Source organism: Stenotrophomonas sp. ZAC14D2_NAIMI4_6 (assembly GCF_003086875.1).
Classification (GTDB): Bacteria; Pseudomonadota; Gammaproteobacteria; order Xanthomonadales; family Xanthomonadaceae; genus Stenotrophomonas.
Genome location: NZ_CP025996.1, coordinates 4,295,539 through 4,316,083 on the forward strand (window position 1 = coordinate 4,295,539; position 20,545 = coordinate 4,316,083).

Below are 20,545 nucleotides of genomic sequence, written 5' to 3' on the forward strand. Positions count from 1 at the left end.
GGCGACACGGTGATGGGGCATAATCAAGACCCGTTCCAGGCAAAGGCCCTGCCGATGAAGACCCTGATGCTGGCGTCCGTGCTCCTGCTTGCTGGCTGCGCCAGCATGGGCAGTGCCGGCGCTCCCCCGGTGGACGTGAAGGGTGCCGAAGTGTCCAGCCGCACCATGGACAACGGCGATACCATCGAGGAGTACCGCGTGTCCGGCCAGCTGCGCATGGTCAAGGTCACCCCGTCGCGGGGCGCACCGTTCTACATGTATGACCGGAACGGCGACGGCCGAATGGACAACGACAAGGATGGCGTGTCGCCGGTGTATTGGAAGCTGTACAGCTGGTGATGCAGTGCGGGGTCGGATCCCTTTCCGCAGGAAAGGGCTCTGACCCCATCACGCCCGAACGCCACAAAAGATGACGCCGGTACGCATCCTGCGCACCGGCGTCGGTCCCCTCCCCGGGAACGCGTGAATTCAGCGGATGACCAGCACCGGCAGCGAGCTGCGCGCCAGCACTTCGGCGGTCTGGCTGCCCAGCAGCACGCGGGTCACCCCACGGCGGCCGTGCGAGGTCATCACGATCAGATCGCTGTTGCGATCAGCGGCGGTTTCGATGATGCCGTCGGCCGCGTAGCGGTCCAGCACATGCACCGGGTTGGCCTTGATGCCCTGTTCGGCAGCCTTGGCCAGCGCCGGCTGCAGCACCTTCTGGGCCCCTTCCTCGCGGTCGGCCTTGTACTCGGGGCTGTTCATGTAGCCCACGCTCCAGCCCATGGCGTCGTACATGCCGACCGCCCACGGCTCGGACACCGTCACGATATCGACCTCGGCGTTGAGGTCCTTGGCCAGCTCCAGGCCCTTGGCCAGGCCCTTGTCGGCCAGCTCGGAACCGTCGGTGGCGATCAGGATGCGCGTGTACATGGTGGGGCTCCGTGGCGATCTGCCGAATGGGAACACCACCATTACACAGCCGATGTGCACGCCGTGCCTTGAGCAGGATCAATGCGCGGGGTTGACGCCCGCCGGGCATGGCCCGGCGAGCCCCAGGATGCCTACGCCTCGACGGTCACCCGCCAGGCCCCCTCGTGCGGCTGCCAGTCGAATTCCACCGGCAGGAACTTCTCGATCAGCCGGGCGTTGCTGGCCAGGTGATCGCTGATGACGTGGGTGGTGAAGGCGCCGCCGCCGGCCAGGGCCATCGGCAGCAGCAGCTGGTCGGACAGGTATTCACCCACGTAGGCGTTGCCCTGCAGGTACTGCTGCACGCGTGCGGACAGGCGAGCGCCCACCTGTTCGGCACTCACCCCGCGCTCGCCGTGGCCATCGAACACTTCCACGTGGCTGCCATGCTGCACGCGCACCAGGGCGACATTGCCCGGGCCCAAGGCCGGGCGGATCGACTGCACGTGACGCGGGTGCGGATCGACGCCCAGGGTGTCGGCCAGCACTTGCAGCTCGCGCAGGCCGATGCTGCTGGACAAGCCGGACATCAGCACCTGCGCCTGCATCGATTCCAGGGCCGGCCGCTGCTCCAGCTGCGGTGCCTGCAACGCGGCGCACGGCTGCACCTGCACTTCAATCACGCCGCCGCCGGCCGGGTGGAAGCCATGCTGCAGCAACTGCATTTCGGCCTGCACGCCCATGCGACCCAGTGACGGCAGGTAGCTGTCGGCGATGAAATCGGCGCTGGGCGCCAGCGGGTTGTGAGTGCCACCTTCCAGCCGCAGGCGCGACGGCTGCTGCGCACGCCACAACGCCGGCAGCACGGTCTGCAGCACCAGCGTGGCCGAACCGGCACTGCCGGTTGCGAAGTGGTAGTCGCCAGCGGTCACCACGCCCGGCTCGAAGCGCAGGGTGGTGGCACCCAGCGCAGCGCCGTGCGTGCAGGCGTTTCCGACCCGCGCGGCCGCATTTACGGCAGTCAGGTGCTGGCGCATCAAGCCCGGCTTGCGCCGGATCGCGCGGATGTTCTGCAGGGTGAAGCCAATGCCGGTGCACAGGCTCAAGGTCAGGGCCGAGCGCAGCAGCTGCCCGCCGCCCTGCCCGCCATCAAGTTCAATCATATCCATGTGTAGGTTCCTCCATCCTGCCGCGCGCGGCGCAGTGTACGCCGCGCGCGGCCCGCTTCATCCCTTCACGCACACCACCTGGCGCAGCGTATGCACGATCTCGACCAGATCGCGCTGGGCCTCCATCACCGCCTCGATCGGCTTGTAGGCCGCCGGCGATTCATCCACCACCTCCGCATCCTTGCGGCATTCCACGTGCGCGGTGGCCTTGGCGTGTTCATCCACGGTAATCAGCTTGCGCGCCTGGGTACGGCTCATCACGCGGCCGGCGCCGTGGCTGCAGCTGTGGAAGCTGTCCTCGTTGCCCAGCCCGCGCACGATGAAGCTCTTGGCACCCATGCTGCCGGGAATGATGCCCAGCTCGCCCTTGCGCGCACTGACCGCACCCTTGCGGGTCAGCATCACCTCCTTGCCGAAGTGGGTCTCGCGGTTCACATAGTTGTGGTGGCAGTTCACCGCTTCGGCCTGGGCCTCGAACGGCTTGCTGATGACCATGCGCACGGCGGCCACCACGTTGCGCATCATCACCTCGCGGTTCATGCGTGCGAAACGCTGTGCCCACTCCACGGCGAACACGTAGTCGCCGTAGTGCTGGCTGCCCTCGGGCAGGTACGCCAGGTCCTGGTCGGGCAGGTTGATCATCCAGCGGCGCATTTCCTGCTTGGCCAGTTCGATGAAGTAGGTGCCGATGGCATTGCCGACGCCACGCGAGCCGGAGTGCAGCATGAACCACACGCGCTGGTCCTGGTCCAGGCACACTTCCACGAAGTGGTTGCCGGTACCCAGGGTGCCCAGGTGCTTGAGGTTGTTGGTGTTCTTCAGGCGCGGGTGGCGCTCGCAGATCAGCGCGAAGTCATCCACCAGCTGCTTCCAGCCTTCGATGGCCAGCTCCGGCGGCGTATCCCAGCTGCCCTTGTCACGGCCACCACGGGTCACGCTGCGGCCATGCGGCACCGCTCGTTCGATCGCGCTGCGCACGGCCGACAGATTGTCCGGCAGGTCGCTGGCATCGAGCGTGGTGCGCACGGCCATCATGCCGCAGCCGATATCCACGCCCACCGCGGCGGGAATGATAGCCCCCACGGTCGGTACCACCGAACCCACGGTTGCCCCCTTGCCAAGGTGCACGTCGGGCATCACCGCAATCCACTTGTGGATGAACGGCAGGCGCGCGATGTTCTGCAGCTGTTCGCGTGCCTGGTCTTCCAGCGGCACCCCGCGCGTCCACAGCTTGATGGGTGCAGCGCCGGGCTGCTGGATCACGTCATGGTTCATCGTGGTCATGGTGATGTTTCCTTTCATCCAATACAAAAACAAAGAAGGTGCGGTGACAAAGGTGGCCGAACGCACCACCTGCCGCGTTGCCGTGGCAGGTGGCCGGGACTTGAACCCGACCCCGAAGGGTTTCCGATGTAGTTCGGCCGGCATTCCCCGCGCAACGAAAGCAAAGGTGCCGGCAGCACGACGAGGGGTGGAGGAACATCCTGCTCTACCACTGAGCTACCGCTGCGTTGCCACAGCGGGCGGGGCTCGAACCCGCGACCCGGAGCTTAGAAGGCTGTAGTTCCTCCGGCATTCGCAGTGCCGGCGTTGAAACAGGTGCGGTGACAAAAGGAGTGGAACATCTCTTTCCCCACACCCGGCAGGAAAGGCGGGATTTGAACCCGACCCCGAAGGGACAACCAATGTAGTTCCACCAGCATTCACCGCGAAAACTCGAATTCCGGGTCCCTGCCCGGCTGGCCCTATTGCCAGCCGGGCGGTCCCTGGCGACATCCTTGCCGCCTTACAACGTCATGTCCTGGATGCACTGCACCCAGCCACTGCCATCGGCCGGTGCCTGCGCGTACTGGCCCAGCAGATCGAACACGGCATCGCTGAAGCCGCCGATGTGCAGCACGTCTTCGCGCTGCACGGTCTGGCTGCTGGCCACCGGCTGCAGGTCGATGCAGACCAGGCGCGCCTGCGGGCAACGCTGCTTCAGCACCTCCCACGCCCGCATCGTGGCCGTCGCACCGCCCTGGCGGGTGTCGCGCCAGCTCTCGTTGTCCGACACCAGCACCACCAGGTCGACCTGCGCGCGGCGACGGTTGAGGTCTTCCAGCGGTGCGCTGACCGAGGTGCCGCCGCCGTTGATCGCCAACTGCGCGGCCAGGGTCATCACGCTGTCGCGCGGGTTCAACCGCACCGGCCGCACCTGGGTGTCGAACGGCAGCACCGTGGCCTGCGGCTGACCGCGCAGCACACAAGCCGCGATCAAGGCCGCCACGTCCACACAGCGCACCGACGTACTGGCGCCCTTGCGGTAGCCGGTCAGCGGCCACTGCATGGACCCGGACACGTCCACCGCGACCACCACCCGCCCCGGCAGCACCGGTACCGATGCCGTGGCGATCTCCATGGCATCCTGCAGTGCATCCAGGATCGGCAACGGCAGGCCCTTGCCGGCGTGGAACGCCATCAGCAACTGGTACGGCAGCACCCGCGAACGACGTACCTGCTGCGGGTCACGCAGCCGCGCGGCAATCAGGTCCACCATCGCCGCATCGTCGAACACGCCGTTGCGGGCGAACGTGTTGAGGTTCATCCGCATCGACTGCCACGACGCGCTGCGCGCCAGCGCCGACCACTGCGCCGCATCCAGCGGCAGCGTGCTGAAGTACTGGAACGGCAGCGCCGGCGGCAGTCCCTGCGGGTCACGCTTGAACGCTTCGTAGGCCTGCACCAGCGCCGGCAGCTGCGCCGCGTCATACGGACGACCGACAACCCAGGCATACAGCGCCTTGCGCTCGGCATCGACCGGCTTCGGGTGCACCATGCGGATCAGATCCGCCAGCGACGGCTGCTGGCCGATGGCTGCACGCACCAGCGTTTCCACCGGGGCCTGCTGGATCCACTCACGCACCAGACGCTTGGGCAGCGAGCCCAGCGAACGGCGCCCGACCTGGCCGCTGCGCATGATCTGCACGAAGGTGCGCAGCTGGCGACCGTTGTCGATCACCCGCGGGAACACCTGGGCGAACACCGCGGCATCGCGCAGGCTGAGCACCGCCAGCAGCAGCGCCGGCATGTCCTTCATATGCGCCACCTGGCGGGCATACACCGCGGTGCGCGCCACGAAGTTCGGCTCGACCTGCGCGGTCAGCGCCAGCACCTGCCGCAGCTGCGCGTCGGCGTTGCTGTAGAAGGTGTTGTTGAGGCAGCCGGTGGCCGCATACAGGGCCAGCGCAGCACGCGGGTCGCGGCGGTAGGCCAGGCCACCGGCTTCATTGACGGTGGTGGCCGGCGGCAGCGCCGGGGCACGCATGTTGGAGAAGAGCGTCAGGTTGGCCATGGTGGTGTCCTCGGCGGGAACTGCCCGCGTCGTGTCTTGCCTGGAATAGAGCAATGGCCGTGCCAACTTTTGATCGACTTGATCAAGACGTTGTTTTTACTGCGTTTTTGTTCGATTCAAGCAAGAATCTCCGGCGTCGCGCTCGAAGAATGTATATAGTTGAAGCGCGTCTTTTATAGGAATGGATATGACACGGCGACAGGTCGTCTTCGGCATGCTCGGCACCCAGCTCGACGCGGGCGAAGGACCGGGCCGGTGGCAGAAATGGCGGCCGACGGTATCGCTGGGCATGCACGAGGATTTCCTGCCGGACCGGGTCGAACTGCTGCTGGACGAGCGTCGCTACGCCAAGCTGGCGCGAGTGGTGTGCGACGACCTGGCACAGGCCGCACCGGGCCTGCAGGTGCGCCGGCACGACACCTACCTGGCCGATCCGTGGGAGTTCGAAGGGGTCTACGCCACCCTGCACGACTTCCTGGCCGGCTACCCGTTCCAGCCGGAGGAGGAGGACTACTACGTCCACATCACCACCGGCACGCACGTGGCGCAGATCTGCTGGTTCCTGCTCACCGAGAGCCGGCATTTCCCCGGCCGCCTGCTGCAGACCTCGCCGCCGCGCAAGCAGGATGGCGCGGCCGGCAGCTACGCCGTCATCGACCTGGACCTGTCGCGCTACGACCACATCGCCCAGCGTTTCGCCCAGCAGCAACTGCAGGATCGCGATCTGCTGAAGAGCGGCATCGCCACCCGCAACGCCGCCTTCAACGCGATGATCGAGCAGATTGAAACGGTGGCCACGCGTTCGCGCGCACCGATGCTGCTGATGGGCCCCACCGGTGCCGGCAAGAGCCAGCTGGCCAAGCGCGTGTTCGAACTGAAGAAGCTCAAACACCAGTTGCCCGGCCGCTTCGTTGAAGTGAACTGCGCCACGCTGCGCGGCGACGGTGCGATGAGCACGCTGTTCGGCCATACCAAGGGCGCCTACACCGGTGCATCGTCGGACCGCGCCGGCCTGCTGCGTTCGGCGCACCAGGGGCTGCTGTTCCTGGATGAAATCGGCGAACTGGGGCTGGACGAACAGGCCATGCTGCTGCGTGCACTGGAGGAGAAACGCTTCCTGCCGGTGGGCAGCGATCGCGAAGTGGAAAGCGAGTTCCAGCTGATTGCCGGCACCAACCGCGACCTGCAGCAATCGGTGCTGGAAGGCCGCTTCCGCGAAGACCTGCTGGCACGCCTGAACCTGTGGACCTACCACCTGCCGGGCCTGGCCCAGCGCAGCGCGGACATCGAGCCGAACATCGAGTTCGAGCTGGAGCGCTGGTCACAGCAGCAGCACGCGCGGGTGCGCTTCAACGTGGAAGCACGTGCGCGCTATCTGGCCTTCGCTACCAGCGCCGAGGCGGCCTGGCGCGGCAACTTCCGCGACCTGGGCGCATCGATCATGCGCCTGGCCACCCTGGCCACGGCCGGGCGTATCCAGACCGAGGGCGTGGACGAGGAGATTGCCCGCCTGCGCCGGCAGTGGCGCGGCGGCGAAGCGCCCTCACCGCTGCAGGCACTGCTGGGCGAGGCAGCGGACCAGCTGGACCGCTTCGACCGCGTGCAGCTGGAAGAAGTGGTGCGGGTCTGCGCGCGCTCAAAGTCGCTTTCTGCCGCTGGACGCGAGCTGTTCGCGGTATCACGCACCCAGCGCGCCAGTACCAACGACGCCGACCGCCTGCGCAAGTACCTGGCGAAGTTCGGCCTGGACTGGGAGCAGGTGCGCAGCCCCGGTTCTGCGTAGCGTCGAGCTTGCTCGACGAAGGGCCCCGGTACATGCTGGCCGCGCAGCATCCATCGCTTTCAAGGAGATCGCCATGCACGAACGCAAACCAGAACCCGCCGCCGTCCCACGCACACTTGTATGGGTTGTCATCGGCGTTTTCGCCGTGCTTTACGGCGGCTATCAGGTCGGCAAGGAACTGGCCCTGCGCGACAATGCCAAGCAGGCGGCGGGCCAGTAGCGTCGAGCTTGCTCGACTGCTTTCTGTGATCGGAAGCATCGTGCCAACCAAGGTTGGCACCTACCGGTAAACGTCTACGCTCAGGCGATCTGCACGATGCGCGCGTTCTGGCACAGCGGGTAGCTGGCGACGAACTCGGCAATGGCTGCCTGCATCGCGGCAAACGACTGGCCATACATGTACAGCGCGGTTTCGGTCGGGCCCTGCCACCAGCTGCAGATTTCGCCCAGGCCATCGATGCGCTCGGACAGCTGCTCGAACACATGGTTCGAATCGCACTGCTCGTACACCTCGTCCGGCAGGTTCAGACCGTCCAGGTAGATGCCCAGCCCCTCGGTGACGCCAAAGCTGCGATCGGCCTCACCCGCGCCCTGCACCTTGGACCCCTTCGGTGCGCCCAGCTGTTCCAGCAGGTCAACCAGCTTGGGCACGCCGGCCGCGTCGTTCAGCGCGATTTCGATATCGCCGTACTCCACTTCCCCCTCGTCGGAGATCGCGGTGCCGCCGCCGGTGATCTCACCGATCGCGGCCGCCTGCAGCAGCGCATCCAGCGGGTCCTCGAACAGCTCGTGGCGGTGTTCGGGCTGCAACTTGGCGTTCAAGCTCACGGTGACGTGCAGCGTGGGTTCGGTCATGGCGGCGTTCCTGGAAGATGTCACCGCCCATTGTAGAGTCGAGCTCGCTCGACTGCTGCTTCGGCGAGGCCTCCCCCGGGACCCGTCGGCCACGCGATAATGCGCGGTACAGAAACATCATTCCAACAGGGGGAATTCATGAAGTCGATCATTGCAGCCACACTGCTGCTGGTGCTCACGGGCTGCGGCATCCGCACTGAAGTCGTGCGCGTGAACGTGCCTGACATCCGGGTCAATCCCGAGCAGGGCCCGGTGGTCGTCGTCGCGCCGGTGCGCGATGGGCGCACGACGTACTTCCCGCAGGTGGCGGCTGCGGAGCGCCCGCAGAGCATCGGTGGCGTCATCCGCGGCAACAATGGCGTGCTGGTGTCCCTTGAGTCGTCCACCGCCCCGGACAAGGCGCGCGAGATCATGATCCAGGCCCTGCGCAACATGGGCTACCGCACGACAGACCAGTGCACGGGCACCTGCACGGAACTGGAGGCAACCTTGACCGATTTCTCGGTGAAGATGCCGATGAACTTCTGGCGTGCCGCATCTTCAACCCAGCAGATGCTGGCCGACATAGCGGTCGATGTGACCGCCCGCAAGGACGGTCAGGCCCGAACCTTCACGGCCACCGGCCACGGCGCCAACATTTTCCAGATCGTCTCGCGCGAGAACTGGGAGATCGCGTTGGAGCGCGCGGTGAAGAACTTCACCAGCAGCCTGCAGCAGTCGATGTCCGAGCAGGATGCCGCGACGGGCTCAAAGGCGCAGGACTGAGGCCCCGATCCGTAGAGTCGAGCTTGCTTGACTGCTCTTCGTAGGGGCAGTCGAGCAAGCTCGACTCTACGGGACGTTCCCACGCTCAGCGCAGGAACTGTGGCACCTTGCGCTTCAGCAGTTCCACCAGCACCGGGTCCATGTAGTCGTAGTCGTCGGGGATATCCAGGCAGATCACCCGCTTGCCGTTCAGCCATGCCTTGTAGCGGCTGGACAGCCGGTTGCGGTGCGCCTTTTCCATCACGAACACCAGGTCGGCCCACTGCAGCAGCTCGGGGCTGAGCACTTCCTCGGCGTCGGCCAGCAAGCCCGCCGAGGCGGTCTCGATGCCGGGCCAATCGGCGAACACCTGCTCGGCCGTGGGGCTGCGCAGGCGGTTCTGGCTGCAGAGGAAGAGCACGTTGCGGGTCATGGGATTCTGCCGTTGTAGAGTCGAGCTTGCTCGACTGCTTTTTGTAGAGTCGAGCTTGCTCGACTGAACGCGCAGAGCAGTCGAGCAAGCTCGACTCTACAGGAGCTCGAAGACCGGGTCAGAGCCCTCCCGCGGGAGGGATCTGACCCCGACGGTAATCAGATCACCGTCAGGTTGGCGTAGGCCATCACCAGCCACTTGCTGCCGGCATCGGCGAATTCGACCTGCACGCGGGCGTGCGCGCCGCTGCCTTCGTAGTCGGTCACCATGCCTTCGCCGAACTTGGGATGGGTGACCAGGGCACCCAGCTTCAGCGGCGGCGCCTCGATCGAGGCGTGGCCCATCACCCGGCTGCTGCCCAGCGAGGCCGGGCGTGAGACCTGCACCTTCGGGCGCACCTCGTGCAGCAGTTCGCGCGGGATTTCGCGCAGGAAGCGCGAGGGCAGGCTGTAGTTGTCCTGGCCGTGGATGCGCCGCGATTCGGCGTAGCACAGCACCAGCTTCTGCCGTGCACGGGTAATGCCCACGTAAGCCAGGCGGCGCTCTTCTTCCAGCCGCCCGCTTTCTTCCAGTGAGCGCGCACTCGGGAACAGGCCGTCTTCCATCCCGGCCAGGAACACCAGCGGGAATTCCAGGCCCTTGGCCGAGTGCAGGGTCATCAGCTGCACGCCCTCCTCGCCCGCCTGCGCCTGGCCCTCACCGGCCTCCAGCGCGGCGTAGGCCAGGAAGGCGACCAGCTCATCCATCTCCTCGCCCACTTCCTCGATGTCATCGGCACGGCGCACGAAGCGCGAGGCCACCGACACCAGTTCGTCCAGGTTGTCGGTGCGCGATTCCGAATCCAGCGAGTTGCGGCTTTCCTTGCTCCAGTGCTCGCGCAGCTGCGAGCGCGACAGGATGTGGTCCACGCGCTCGGCCAGGGTCATGTGCAGGGTCTGTGCCTGCAGCTCGTTCACCAGCACCAGGAAGCCGGCCAGCGCGTTGCGTGCGCGTGCGGCCAGCGCACTGCCCTGGGTGACCAGCATGGTGGCTTCCCACAGCGACAGGCCCTGCGCACGCGCTTCGCGGCGCACTTCGTCCAGCGTGCGTTCGCCAATGCCACGGGTGGGCGTGTTCACCGCGCGCTCGAAGGCGGCATCGTCGTTGCGGTTGGACAGCAGGCGCAGGTAGGCCAGCGCGTCCTTGATTTCGGCGCGCTCGAAGAAGCGCATGCCGCCGTACACGCGGTACGGCACCTGTTCGCTCAGCAGCGCTTCTTCCAGCGCGCGCGACTGCGCGTTGCTGCGGTAGAGCACGGCCACTTCGGTGTAGCTGCCGCCGTCGCGCACCCACTGGCGGGCACGTTCGACGATGTAACGCGCCTCGTCCATTTCGTTGTACGCGGCGTACAGATCGATCGGCTCGCCATCGCCACTGTCGGTCCACAGTTCCTTGCCGATGCGGTCCGGGTTGTGCGCGATCACCGCGTTGGCGGCGCCCAGGATGTTGGCGGTGGAACGGTAGTTCTGTTCCAGGCGGATGGTCTGCGCGCCGGGGAAATCGCGCAGGAAGCCCTGCACGTTCTCGACCTTGGCGCCACGCCAGCCGTAGATGGCCTGGTCATCGTCACCGACCACGAACACGTGGCCTTCGTGGCCGGCCAGCACGCGCACGAAGGCGTACTGGATGGCATTGGTATCCTGGAACTCATCCACCAGGATTTCGCGGAAGCGGGCGCGATAGTGGGCCAGCAGGGCCGGGTTGTCGCGCAGCAGTTCGTGCGCGCGCAGCAGTAGTTCGGCGAAGTCGACCAGGCCGGCGCGGTCGCAGCGCGCCTGGTATTCGATGTAGGCCTGGCGCATGGTTTCCAGCCACGCATCGTGCGGCTCGGGCTGGATGTGCTGCGGGCGGCGCCCCTCGTCCTTCTGCTCGTTGATCCACCACGCAATCTGCTTGGGCGGGTGCTTGCTGTCGTCGATTTCCAGCGCCTGCACCACGCGCTTGACCAGCCGCAGCTGGTCGTCCGAATCCATCACCTGGAAGCCTTCGGGCAGCTTGGCGTCCTGCCAGTGCAGGCGCAGCAGGCGGTTGGCCAGGCCGTGGAAGGTGCCGATCCACATGCCGCGGCTGCCGTTGGGCAGCTGCGCGTCGATGCGGTGGCGCATTTCACCGGCCGCCTTGTTGGTGAAGGTGACCGCGAAAATGCCGTGGGTGGGCACGCCGAAGACTTCATGCAGCCAGGCGATGCGGTGGGTAAGCACGCGGGTCTTGCCCGAGCCGGCGCCGGCCAGCACCAGGTGGTGGCCAGGGGGAGCAGAGACGGCGTCGCGCTGGGCCGGGTTCAGGCCATCAAGCAGGTGGGAGACATCCATGCCCCCATTTTACGGCATCGCGGTCGCGTGCCCTGCGACCACCTGCGTGGCCAATGCCTGTGCCTGCTGACGGAGTTCAGGCACGGCCAGGCTTTCCCACAGGCTGCCGATGCGCAGGCTGCCGAGCACGCCCAGCCGCGGCTGCGGCCGGCCCTGCGCGTCGTGCAGGCGATCGCCGGGCACGCCGCTGTCCAGGCCCAGCCCATGCGGTCCCGGCCGTGCCACGCCATCGGCCAGCAGCTGCTGCAGCAACGGGTTGCGCAGGGCGCTGGCACGGGTTTCCACGCCGGTGGCATTGATGATGCCGGCCACCGCCCAGGTCTGGTCACCACCGTCAGCGCTGCGCCCGCTCAGCAGCAGGGCGTCGTCCTGCTGGCGCACCTGCTGCAACCGTGCGCGGTGGATCTGCAGCTGGCCACTGGCCTGCAGCGCCTGCAGCTGCGCATCGATGCCTTCGGCAATGCGATGACGATGCACGTCCCAGTAGCGCACCACATGGCGCAGGAAGCGACGCTGGTCGGCTGCATCCAGGCTGCACCACAGGGCCTGCCCGTGGGCGCGGATGCGGTCCATCACGCCCTGCCACGGCTGCCCGGCGGCCTGCAGTTCACCGGCGTGCTGGCGCAGTGCGCGCAGCCGCTGGCGCAGGGTAAGCGGCAGCAGGCTGGCGGGATCGAAGCTCGGCAGCGCGCCATGGTCGTGCGGCAGCGGCAGCAGGCCATGACGGGAAATGACATGCAGCGGACCGCTATGGCCGGCAGCCACCAGGGCCAGCACGGTATCGGCCATGCTCAGGCCCGAGCCGACGATGGCCAATGCCTGCGTACCGGCCAGGGTCCGCACGCCGTCGTAATCCCAGGCTTCGACCACCGCATCGGCCGTCAATGCGTCGGCGCCGGGCACCGGCAGCGGGCGCATGCTGTTGCCGGTGGCCAGCACCGCCTGCGCGGCGCGCAGCACCTGTCCATCGCCCAGCTGCAACTGGCAGCCGTGCGCGTCCACCCGCAGGGCCAGCACCGGCTGGGCGATGACCTGCACCTGCGCCGGGCTGGCCGCAGCGGCCTGCTGCAGGCGATGCTGCAGGTAGCTGGCGAAGTAATGGCGGCAGACATAGCGCTCGCCCAGCACATCGCGTGCTTCACCCGGGTAGGCGTTGGCCGCTTCCAGGTAATCGAGGAAATCGCCGGGCTGTTCCGGGAATGCGCTCATCTTTGCCGCCGGCACGTTCAGCAGGTGCTCCGGCCACGGTGTGGAGTAGGCAATGCCCTGTGCCGGCTGCGAGGCCGGCTCGAACAGCGTGATGCACAGCGGCTGCCGGGCCTGCTGCAGCACGTGGAGGGCCACCAGTACGCCGGCGGCGCCGCCACCGATGATCGCCAGGTCCGCTTCAGCGGTTCGCGCGGAATCAGTCATGCGGGGATTGTAGGCCATGGCTGGCGTGACCCGCGCCAACGCGCCCGTTTACATCAGCGCATCGGCCAGCCGTGCGATGCCTTCACGGCTGCGCCGCCACGCCGGCCGCTGCCGCCACTGCTCCAGGTCCAGCAGCGTCGACTGCCGCAGGTAGTCGTCTTCGATCGCGCACAGTTGCTTCACCAGCGGGCGGTCGTAGCAGATCAGGCCGATCTCGGCATTCAGCGCGAACGAACGGATATCCATGTTGATCGAGCCCAGCACCGCGATGTCTTCGTCCACGCTCATGTGCTTGGCATGCAGGAACTGCGGCTCGTACAGCGCGATCTGCACGCCACAGCGCAGCAGTTCTTCGTAGTACGCCTCCTGCGCCCAGGACGTCAGCCGCTGGTTGTTGCTGGCCGACAGGATCAACTGCACCTGCACGCCCGACAGCGCGGCGATGCGCAGCGCGCTCAGGGTCGCCTCGTCGGGCACGAAGTACGGGGTCACCATCACCAGTCGCCGCCGTGCCAGGTGGATGAGCGCGGCCACGGCATCGCGCGCATTGCTGTACGGGTAGGCCGGGCCGCTGGGCAGCAGCTGGGTGGCGATGTCGTCGCTGCACACCGGCACGTTGGCGATCACCTCCAGGCGCTGCCCGGTTTCCATGTACCAGTCGCTGGCGAACACCGCTTCCAGATGGGCCACCGCCGGACCGCGCACGCGCGCCACCAGTTCACGGTTGGGATGGCCGGGCACGAACTGCGGGCCGGCCAGGTTCTGCGAACCCACGTAGGCCACTTCGTTGTCGATCACCGCGATCTTGCGGTGGTTGCGCAGGTCCATGCGGCCGCTGCGGCGCCAGCGCAGGCCGCCCGGCAGCATCGCGCGCACTTCCACATCGCGTGCCTGCAGCCGCTTGCGGTAGGCGCGCAGGCCGCGCTTGGCGCCGACGGCATCAAGCAGCACGCGGCACTGCACGCCACGCGCGGCGGCTCGCTGCAGGGCTTCGACGATGGCCTCGCCCACGGCGTCATCGAACATCAGGTAGTACAGCAGGTGCACGCGGTCTTCGGCCTGGTCGATATCGGCAATCAGGCTGTGCAGCGATTCGTCGTAGTCGGTCAGCAGATCGACGGCGTTGCCATGCACCGGCATGAAGTCGCCCTGGCGCTGCACCAGCGGCACGATCTCGGCAGTGGCGGTGTCGGGCTGCGGCACCCAGCGCAGACGCCGCTGCAGCGCCTGCTCTTCGCGGATGACCAGCGATGCCTCGGCCTGGCGGCGGATGCGTTCGCGCGACAGCCAGGGGTGGCCGAACAGCAGGTACAACGGCAGGCCCAGCAGGGGCACGAAGCCGACCAGCAGCAGCCAGCTGCGTGCGGCCCCCGGCGTGGTGCGGGTGGGAATCCAGCACAGCGCGACCAGGCGGATGAGCCAGTCGATCAACAGCAGGTAGGAGCCCAGCAGCCACTCGAACAGCATCGCGTCGCCCGTCGGGAGGTGTGCAGCCATTCTGCCCAGCAGGGTGTGTAGAGTCGAGCCATGCTCGACTGCATGGAAGCATGTGCCAACCAAGGTTGGCACCTACCGGGCGGGGTGCGCGCCCACCGGGCGCCGGGCATGAAAAAACCCGCCACAAGGGCGGGTTTTTCCGGAGGCGATCAGCAACCCTTGCGGATTACTTGATCTTGCCTTCCTTGTACGGGACGTGCTTGCGCACGACCGGATCGTACTTGGAGAATTCCATCTTCCCCGGGGTGTTCTTCTTGTTCTTGTCGGTCGTGTAGAAGTGACCGGTACCGGCGGTCGAAATCATACGGACCTTATCGCGCTTGCCTGCCATGATCGTCTACTCCTCAGACCTTTTCGCCGCGCGCACGCAGCTCAGCCAGAACGGAATCGATGCCGTTCTTGTCGATGGTGCGCAGTGCATGCGCGGAAACACGAAGCTTCACCCAGCGGTTTTCGCTGGCAACCCAGAAGCGGCGCTCGTGCAGGTTGGGCAGGAAACGACGACGGGTCTTGTTGTTGGCGTGCGAGACGTTGTTACCCGTCTGCACTCGCTTGCCGGAAACCTGGCATACGCGGGACATTGCGCACCTCGATAGTTAATTGTGTCAGCCCGTAGCCCGGGAGACGGCGGCCTCGGTGGTTGCCCACCACACGTCAAGAGAATCAAAGGGTTACGCTGGCGTTGGGCGGCCGGGGACGTGCTCCCGGGGGTGCCGCCCGGCACGAAACCGGACACAGCGAGTCGCGCATTATGCAGGCTTTCAATCACTTGCGCAAGTTGTCCACAGGGCAAAGGCTGAACGTGGCACGCCGTGTTCATGCCGGGTCTGACCATACTGGCGGCCCCTCCCGCGAGCCCTTCCATGCGACTGCTGGCCCTGACCTATGGCACCGAAGGCGACACCCGGCCGCTGGTGATGCTGTGCCACGGGCTGCGCCAGGCGGGCCATGAGGTGATGCTGCTGGCCGAACAGGGCACGCTGGGCAGCGCACGCGACCTGGGCGTGCCGCACGCGGCGCTGGAGGGCGACATTCACGACGAGGTGGTGGCCCTGGTGGCACGCGGCAACAACCTGGCTGCCGCCTCGCGCGGTCTGGGGCGGATGTCCGGCCGCCACGTGCCGGCCTGGATGGCGCAGGCCGATGCGGCCGCCGCAGGCTGCGACGCCATACTGACGGGGGGTCTGGCCGCCCTGGTGGGCTTGAGCGTGGCCGAACGGCACGACCTGCCAGCCATCGGCACCGGCATGATTCCGCTCACCCCGACGCGGGTCTTTGCATCCCCCTTCCTGCCGCCGCTGCCGCTGCCCGGGTTCCTGCGCCGGGCCAGCTACGGGCTGGTCAACCAGGCGGTGTGGCGCACGTTCCGCAAGCCGATCAACGTGGCGCGCGCCGCACTGGGGCAAGCCCCGCGCCGCACGCTGTGGACCGGCCTGCCAATGCTGTACGGCATTTCCCCGCAACTGCTGCCGCCGCCGCCGGACTGGCCGGCCGACCACGTGGTGTGCGGGCAATGGCGGATGCCGGAGCAACCGTGGTTGCCGCCGCCAGACCTGCAGGCCTTCCTCGATGCCGGTCCGCCACCGGTGTACCTGGGCTTCGGCAGCATGACCGGCTTCGACCGCGAGCGTGTGTTGCCGGCGCTGCTGCACGCGTTGGCACCGCGACGCGTGCTGCTGTTTCCCGGCTGGGCGGGCCTGCCTGCAGGCGACCTGCCGGCGAACGTGTTCGTCGTTGGCCCGACACCGCATGAAGCGTTGTTCCCGCGCTGCGCGCTGGCCATCCATCACGGTGGCAGTGGCACCACGCATTCGGCCTGCCGCGCGGGTATTCCCTCACTGGTGATGCCCTTCGCTGCCGATCAGTTCTTCTGGGCGCGGCGCCTGCAGGCGCTCGGTGTTGCGCCAGCACCGCTGTCGCCGAAGCGCTTGCATGCGGCCACGCTGGCGACGGCCATCGCGTTCGCCGAAGACCCGGAAACGCGCGCACGTGCCGCTGCACTGGGTGCAGCGATGGCCAGCGAAGATGGCGTGGCCACCGCCGTCGCCGCGATTGACGGAAATCGACCTTACCCCCCGCCTGACGTTGCTGTAGAACGTTGAAATGGCTCTGCCAGCCCCCTTGCCCAGCCTATGAAATGCCGGGGTGAACACAGCACACGGAAAGCTGGCGGACAAAAAAAACCCCGGACCCATCACTCACGTGAAGCATGTGAGGAGAGGAGCTTGCCGGGGTATGCGCTGCCGATGCTAGGGGAAGATCACACCGTGTTCAAGAGTCCGCATTGGGCATCGCTCATTGATGTGAAGATCGCTGACGGGTTGGTAGCAGCAGTGTCATCGACCAGATTGGCACCCTACGGATTGCCAGCTGCGCCCGCCGCCGCAGTTGTGATCGATCCCGTCAACCAAGCACCCGGTGGCGCGCTGGGCTCGGCGCTGGCCGGCGCTCTGAAGATCCACCAAGCATCCGCCACTGTCGCCCAGCCTCAGCAGGTGGCATCGGTAGCCCACTCATACGGAAATATGGGCATTGAGGCCGTAGCAAGGCACGCCAGAAACATGCTTCTGTGCGAGGCCCTGTATCCAGTGCTTCATATGCTGGAGGTGGTGATGCGCAACAGCATTCACAACGCTTTCAGCCGCCACTTCGGGGCGCGCGATTGGTATGCGCAGGCCTGGCTCAATGCGAACCATGCACGTATGGTCCTGGAGGCAAAAGCAACGCTCTCCAAGCGCAACAAGCCCCATGATCCGGATCGAATCGTTGCAGAACTCGGGTTCGGCTTCTGGTGCGGGATGTTTCACTTCGCCTATGAACATGGAGGACGGGCAGCGTGGCCTGCCCTCCTCGGCACGGTTCTACCTGGCGTTCCCAAATCCTGGAGAACCAGAGCAAAGGTTCAACGTCGGGTCGAAGGCGCGCGCGCTCTGCGGAATCGCGTTTTCCACCATGAACCCATCACCTTCCATCAGGATCTGCGTGATAGACACCGACACTTGGTGGAAGTGCTTGGCTGGTTCTCACCCGAGGCGCGGCAACACATAGAACATGTCTGCAGGTTCAATCGCGTGCATGACGACAACTTGTGCTTGCACTGCCCTGCAGAGGCGTAGCGTCAGGCACACGGGTGTCGTCACGGCCTCCCGATGGGGTTGGATCCCGCCTCGACAGACGCGGGCTCTGACCCCTGCTGCAGGCCAACTCAACGCAGGTGCGGAATCACCTGGGCCAGCAGATGTGCATCCTTCAGCGCGCCGTGCAGGCCGCGCTCGCCGGGAATGCCCAGGCGTTGCAGCAGGTCATCCAGCTTGTTGGGCTGCCCCGGCCAGCGCTGCTGGGCGATCTTCAGGCTGCAGGTCACGCGGCAATGGTGGGCCAGGGCCACCGTGTGGCCGGCCAGGCGAAGTTCATGGTCCAGGAAGCCGACGTCGAACGTGGCGTTATGGGCCACCAGTTCACTGCCACGTAGAAATTCAAGCAGTTCGACCGCCTTGTTGGAGAACAACGGCTTGCCGACCAGCATGGCGTCGCTGATGCCGTGCACACGTTGTGCGAAAGGGTCCACGCGACGCTGTGGCTGCAGGAACGTGTGGAACTGGCGACCCGTGATTCGTCCGTCGATCATTTCCACCGCACCGATTTCGATGATGCGATGGCCCTGCTTGTGCGACAGGCCGGTGGTTTCGGTGTCCAGTGCAACGATACGACTCATGTGGCAATCCATTTCCTTTGTGGCGTGCCGGAAATGGTCGCACGAACGTTGACGCCATCGACCTAGGAACAGTTGCAAAACTTTGCGGTCGGGAGGCTGTAGCGCCGAGCAGAAGCGGTCGAGCAACGCTCGACGCTACAAAGGCATTACCCCAGCACCTCCACCACCCAATCGATGAACACCCGCAGGCGCTGGCTCATGTGCCGGTTCGGCGGGAACATCACGTGCATCGGCATGGCCGGCAGCTGCCAGTCCTGCAGCACCGGCTGCAGTTCGCCGCGGGCCACGTGCGGCTGCGCCATGTAGCTGGGCAGGGCGACCACGCCCAGTCCGGCCACAGCGGCCGCCAGGTAGGCGTTGCCATCATCGAAGCCCACCGTGTAACGGCCCTGCACCTCGATGCGCTCATCGCCACGGCGGGCGCTGAACACCCGCGCGCGACCGCTGCGCGGGCTGAGGAAGCCGACCACGTGATGGTCCGGTCCTTCCAGCGCGCGCGGGTGGTCGGGCGCGCCGAAGCGTTGCAGGTAGGCAGCGCTGGCGTAGAAGCCGAGCGGCAGGCTGGCCAGCGGCCGTGCAACCAGCGCCGGGTCGGCCGGCGTGCCACCGCGTATCACGCAGTCCACGTTGTCGGCGATGACATCCACTTCGCGATCGCTCACCCCGATGTCCAGCTGGATCTCCGGGTAGCGTGCATGGAAATCCGCCAGCGCCGGCACCAGCCGCAGCCGTGCATAGGGGCCGGGCACATCGATGCGCAGGCGCCCGCGCGGCTGGCTGGCGGCCTCGCCCAAGCCGCCTTCCACCGCCTCCAGTTCGGCCAGCAGGCGGGCGATACGCGGGTAGTACGCCGCGCCGTCGGCGGTGGTGCTGACGCGCCGGGTGGTGCGGTTGAGCAGGCGCAGGCGCAGGTGCGCTTCCAGCTGCTGCACCAGCTGGGTGACCGTGGTGCGGCTGACCTGCAGGGTGTGCGCGGCGCGGGTGAAGCTGCCGGTTTCCACCACCCGGGCGAAGGCCCGCATTGCCTCGAAACGGTCCATGGGCGGCCCGCAATTGTTTGGGATCGACAATCAATCTAGGCCGATTATCGCGGTTTATCCAGACAGCCTTGGCGAGGAGGATGGCCCTCTCTCCCACGGGATAGCCCCCATGTCACAGCGTGATGTCGTGTTCCCCGCCGGTCGCCAGGCCCTCTACGAGCGCAACCGCTACTCGCCGGCCATCCGGTCCAATGGCTTCCTGTTCGTCTCCGGCCAGGTCGGCAGCCGCGAAGACGGCTCGCCCGAGCCGGACTTCGAGACCCAGGTGCGCCGCGCCTTCGACAACCTCAATGCGGTGCTGGCAGCCGCCGGCTGCACGTTCGACGATGTGATCGACGTAACCGTGTTCCTGGTCGATCCGGAGAGGAATTTCGAGAAGGCCTGGGCGATCGTGCCCGAGTACTGGGGCCAGGCGCCGCACCCGACCCTGACCGGCATCGGCGTGACTTGGCTGTACGGGTTCCAGTTCGAGATCAAGGTGATTGCGAAGCTGCCCGCACCCAAGTAGTACGAATCACTCTGCGGCAAATTCCAGTGTGCGGCGCCAACGCAAAGGTTTCGTCGCACGCGCCGGGTCGGGGCCGAACCGGTTCAACCAGCCCGCGGCCAATGCACGCGCGCGCAGGCGTTCGCCAACACCTTCGGCCATTTCAACTTCAACGTGGGTCACTCTGCCTTCTGCATCCACGTCCGTTGCCCAGACCAACTTGCCCACCCATTCGGCCGCCGGAACGGACGGATCGTAGTTTGGGCGACCCGCAACGTAGGGTCCGTCGTGCCCAAGGTAAAGCGGGGAGTCCTCCAGGCGGTGATCGACGCGAACGTCTGCTCTGCCGGTGCGGCCGTCGCCAAGCGTGGCATCCACCGTCCACATGCCGGCTGCCCCTGCGGTGCCGATGTCCGCAGGGAAACACGTCTTCCGGCCACGGAAACCGGCATGCCTTACGTGCGAGATGCGAACGCCCTTGGCATCACGAATGGTGAGCTCCAGCCCGCCCACATCGGCGTCCTCTCCACCGGCGGCAACGCAGATGCGGTGGTCATGCTGGCCATCGGCAACGAACTGGTAGGCCACCGACCGTGCGATCGCATCTGCGGGCGTCGGCGCCCACAGCAACTCCACGTAGACATCCCCGGCGGCGAATGCAGCCGGACTGGCCAGGACCAGCAGCAGACCGGCTGCGGCAGCGCGTGCAGTCATCGTTCCATCCTTGGTGGCGATTCCCGATCCTCACCGATGGTGCACGGCGGCGCAACCAGGCAGTGGTGTCGGCGCAATTACCTGCGGCAGGGGTCGGCAGCCAGCGGAAGCCGCTG

General features: G+C 66.5%; 21 protein-coding genes. 7 read left to right on the forward strand and 14 right to left on the reverse strand.

From position 1 onward, the window contains the following. The first annotated feature begins 54 nt into the window (after window positions 1-54). On the forward strand, window positions 55-339 hold the full coding sequence (locus tag C1933_RS19500; protein WP_108754590.1) for a DUF2782 domain-containing protein: 285 nt from the start codon (window positions 55-57) through the stop codon (window positions 337-339). A gap of 129 nt (window positions 340-468) precedes the next feature. Here the strand turns inward: C1933_RS19500 and C1933_RS19505 are convergent, their stop codons facing one another. The 4 genes from C1933_RS19505 to C1933_RS19520 all read right to left on the reverse strand — a co-directional run bounded on the left by C1933_RS19505 (window position 469) and on the right by C1933_RS19520 (window position 5,397). Then, entirely contained in the window at window positions 469-915 is a 447-nt protein-coding gene (locus tag C1933_RS19505; RefSeq protein ID WP_108754591.1) for a universal stress protein, read from the reverse strand. Window positions 916-1,046: 131 nt separating this feature from the next. Then, a complete protein-coding gene (rtcA, locus tag C1933_RS19510; RefSeq protein ID WP_108754592.1) occupies window positions 1,047-2,063 on the reverse strand; it encodes an RNA 3'-terminal phosphate cyclase in 1,017 nt (338 codons plus the stop codon). Between the two features lie 57 nt (window positions 2,064-2,120). Then, window positions 2,121-3,347, reverse strand: coding sequence for an RtcB family protein (locus C1933_RS19515; RefSeq protein WP_108754593.1), 1,227 nt, complete (start codon window positions 3,345-3,347; stop codon window positions 2,121-2,123). 502 nt (window positions 3,348-3,849) lie between these two features. After that, window positions 3,850-5,397, reverse strand: coding sequence for a VWA domain-containing protein (locus C1933_RS19520; RefSeq protein ID WP_108754594.1), 1,548 nt, complete (start codon window positions 5,395-5,397; stop codon window positions 3,850-3,852). 187 nt (window positions 5,398-5,584) lie between these two features. Here C1933_RS19520 and rtcR point away from each other — a divergent pair, with 187 nt between their 5' ends. Together rtcR and C1933_RS20190 are read left to right on the forward strand one after the other, a co-directional pair. Then, window positions 5,585-7,180 carry an RNA repair transcriptional activator RtcR gene (gene rtcR, locus C1933_RS19525; protein ID WP_108754595.1) on the forward strand — a complete coding sequence of 532 codons (1,596 nt, stop codon included), beginning with the start codon at window positions 5,585-5,587 and terminating at the stop codon, window positions 7,178-7,180. A 73-nt stretch (window positions 7,181-7,253) separates the two neighbouring features. Continuing rightward, entirely contained in the window at window positions 7,254-7,400 is a 147-nt protein-coding gene (locus tag C1933_RS20190) for a hypothetical protein (RefSeq protein ID WP_159094026.1), read from the forward strand. Window positions 7,401-7,480: 80 nt separating this feature from the next. On the opposite strand, the gene C1933_RS19530 is transcribed toward C1933_RS20190, so the two are convergent. Beyond that, complete coding sequence (locus tag C1933_RS19530; protein WP_108754596.1) at window positions 7,481-8,035, reverse strand: hypothetical protein; 555 nt, start codon at window positions 8,033-8,035, stop codon at window positions 7,481-7,483. A gap of 138 nt (window positions 8,036-8,173) precedes the next feature. On the opposite strand from C1933_RS19530, the gene C1933_RS19535 reads away from it, so the two are divergent. After that, a complete protein-coding gene (locus tag C1933_RS19535; protein WP_108754597.1) occupies window positions 8,174-8,800 on the forward strand; it encodes a hypothetical protein in 627 nt (208 codons plus the stop codon). Between the two features lie 85 nt (window positions 8,801-8,885). On the opposite strand, the gene C1933_RS19540 is transcribed toward C1933_RS19535, so the two are convergent. From C1933_RS19540 to rpmB, 6 genes are all read right to left on the reverse strand, one after another. Next, the gene (locus tag C1933_RS19540) at window positions 8,886-9,212 is read right to left on the reverse strand and encodes a low molecular weight protein tyrosine phosphatase family protein (protein ID WP_108754598.1); all 327 of its coding nucleotides are present in this window, start codon (window positions 9,210-9,212) and stop codon (window positions 8,886-8,888) included. Between the two features lie 158 nt (window positions 9,213-9,370). Beyond that, the gene (gene uvrD, locus C1933_RS19545) at window positions 9,371-11,563 is read right to left on the reverse strand and encodes a DNA helicase II (protein WP_108754599.1); all 2,193 of its coding nucleotides are present in this window, start codon (window positions 11,561-11,563) and stop codon (window positions 9,371-9,373) included. Window positions 11,564-11,572: 9 nt separating this feature from the next. After that, window positions 11,573-12,994: an FAD/NAD(P)-binding protein gene (locus C1933_RS19550; protein ID WP_108754600.1), complete on the reverse strand. Its 1,422-nt coding sequence runs from the start codon at window positions 12,992-12,994 to the stop codon at window positions 11,573-11,575. 30 nt (window positions 12,995-13,024) lie between these two features. Further along, window positions 13,025-14,443 carry a cardiolipin synthase gene (gene cls / locus C1933_RS19555; RefSeq protein ID WP_108754601.1) on the reverse strand — a complete coding sequence of 473 codons (1,419 nt, stop codon included), beginning with the start codon at window positions 14,441-14,443 and terminating at the stop codon, window positions 13,025-13,027. Between the two features lie 196 nt (window positions 14,444-14,639). Next, the gene (gene rpmG, locus C1933_RS19560; protein ID WP_170272460.1) at window positions 14,640-14,807 is read right to left on the reverse strand and encodes a 50S ribosomal protein L33; all 168 of its coding nucleotides are present in this window, start codon (window positions 14,805-14,807) and stop codon (window positions 14,640-14,642) included. Window positions 14,808-14,817: 10 nt separating this feature from the next. Beyond that, window positions 14,818-15,054, reverse strand: coding sequence for a 50S ribosomal protein L28 (gene rpmB / locus C1933_RS19565; RefSeq protein ID WP_005411638.1), 237 nt, complete (start codon window positions 15,052-15,054; stop codon window positions 14,818-14,820). 282 nt (window positions 15,055-15,336) lie between these two features. Here rpmB and C1933_RS19570 point away from each other — a divergent pair, with 282 nt between their 5' ends. Together C1933_RS19570 and C1933_RS20195 are read left to right on the forward strand one after the other, a co-directional pair. Continuing rightward, window positions 15,337-16,575: a glycosyltransferase gene (locus C1933_RS19570; protein WP_108754602.1), complete on the forward strand. Its 1,239-nt coding sequence runs from the start codon at window positions 15,337-15,339 to the stop codon at window positions 16,573-16,575. Window positions 16,576-16,740: 165 nt separating this feature from the next. After that, window positions 16,741-17,589 carry a hypothetical protein gene (locus tag C1933_RS20195; protein ID WP_159094027.1) on the forward strand — a complete coding sequence of 283 codons (849 nt, stop codon included), beginning with the start codon at window positions 16,741-16,743 and terminating at the stop codon, window positions 17,587-17,589. Between the two features lie 89 nt (window positions 17,590-17,678). Here C1933_RS20195 and dnaQ read toward each other — a convergent pair whose 3' ends face one another. Continuing rightward, a complete protein-coding gene (gene dnaQ / locus C1933_RS19575; protein ID WP_108754603.1) occupies window positions 17,679-18,188 on the reverse strand; it encodes a DNA polymerase III subunit epsilon in 510 nt (169 codons plus the stop codon). 146 nt (window positions 18,189-18,334) lie between these two features. Beyond that, window positions 18,335-19,228, reverse strand: a complete 894-nt coding sequence (locus tag C1933_RS19580; RefSeq protein WP_108754604.1) for a LysR family transcriptional regulator — start codon at window positions 19,226-19,228, stop codon at window positions 18,335-18,337. 109 nt (window positions 19,229-19,337) lie between these two features. Here C1933_RS19580 and C1933_RS19585 point away from each other — a divergent pair, with 109 nt between their 5' ends. Then, entirely contained in the window at window positions 19,338-19,736 is a 399-nt protein-coding gene (locus C1933_RS19585) for a RidA family protein (protein WP_108754605.1), read from the forward strand. A gap of 6 nt (window positions 19,737-19,742) precedes the next feature. Here the strand turns inward: C1933_RS19585 and C1933_RS19590 are convergent, their stop codons facing one another. Next, entirely contained in the window at window positions 19,743-20,429 is a 687-nt protein-coding gene (locus tag C1933_RS19590; RefSeq protein ID WP_108754606.1) for a hypothetical protein, read from the reverse strand. Window positions 20,430-20,545 lie beyond the last annotated feature (116 nt).

Coding starts and splice junctions, on each gene's coding strand:
- C1933_RS19500 (WP_108754590.1), top strand. CDS start 55: ATGAAGACCCTGATGCTGGCGTCCGTGCTCCTGCTTGCTGGCTGCGCC.
- C1933_RS19505 (WP_108754591.1), bottom strand. CDS start 915: ATGTACACGCGCATCCTGATCGCCACCGACGGTTCCGAGCTGGCCGAC.
- rtcA (WP_108754592.1), bottom strand. CDS start 2,063: ATGGATATGATTGAACTTGATGGCGGGCAGGGCGGCGGGCAGCTGCTG.
- C1933_RS19515 (WP_108754593.1), bottom strand. CDS start 3,347: ATGACCACGATGAACCATGACGTGATCCAGCAGCCCGGCGCTGCACCC.
- C1933_RS19520 (WP_108754594.1), bottom strand. CDS start 5,397: ATGGCCAACCTGACGCTCTTCTCCAACATGCGTGCCCCGGCGCTGCCG.
- rtcR (WP_108754595.1), top strand. CDS start 5,585: ATGACACGGCGACAGGTCGTCTTCGGCATGCTCGGCACCCAGCTCGAC.
- C1933_RS20190 (WP_159094026.1), top strand. CDS start 7,254: ATGCACGAACGCAAACCAGAACCCGCCGCCGTCCCACGCACACTTGTA.
- C1933_RS19530 (WP_108754596.1), bottom strand. CDS start 8,035: ATGACCGAACCCACGCTGCACGTCACCGTGAGCTTGAACGCCAAGTTG.
- C1933_RS19535 (WP_108754597.1), top strand. CDS start 8,174: ATGAAGTCGATCATTGCAGCCACACTGCTGCTGGTGCTCACGGGCTGC.
- C1933_RS19540 (WP_108754598.1), bottom strand. CDS start 9,212: ATGACCCGCAACGTGCTCTTCCTCTGCAGCCAGAACCGCCTGCGCAGC.
- uvrD (WP_108754599.1), bottom strand. CDS start 11,563: ATGGATGTCTCCCACCTGCTTGATGGCCTGAACCCGGCCCAGCGCGAC.
- C1933_RS19550 (WP_108754600.1), bottom strand. CDS start 12,994: ATGGCCTACAATCCCCGCATGACTGATTCCGCGCGAACCGCTGAAGCG.
- cls (WP_108754601.1), bottom strand. CDS start 14,443: ATGCTGTTCGAGTGGCTGCTGGGCTCCTACCTGCTGTTGATCGACTGG.
- rpmB (WP_005411638.1), bottom strand. CDS start 15,054: ATGTCCCGCGTATGCCAGGTTTCCGGCAAGCGAGTGCAGACGGGTAAC.
- C1933_RS19570 (WP_108754602.1), top strand. CDS start 15,337: ATGCGACTGCTGGCCCTGACCTATGGCACCGAAGGCGACACCCGGCCG.
- dnaQ (WP_108754603.1), bottom strand. CDS start 18,188: ATGAGTCGTATCGTTGCACTGGACACCGAAACCACCGGCCTGTCGCAC.
- C1933_RS19580 (WP_108754604.1), bottom strand. CDS start 19,228: ATGGACCGTTTCGAGGCAATGCGGGCCTTCGCCCGGGTGGTGGAAACC.
- C1933_RS19585 (WP_108754605.1), top strand. CDS start 19,338: ATGTCACAGCGTGATGTCGTGTTCCCCGCCGGTCGCCAGGCCCTCTAC.
- C1933_RS19590 (WP_108754606.1), bottom strand. CDS start 20,429: ATGACTGCACGCGCTGCCGCAGCCGGTCTGCTGCTGGTCCTGGCCAGT.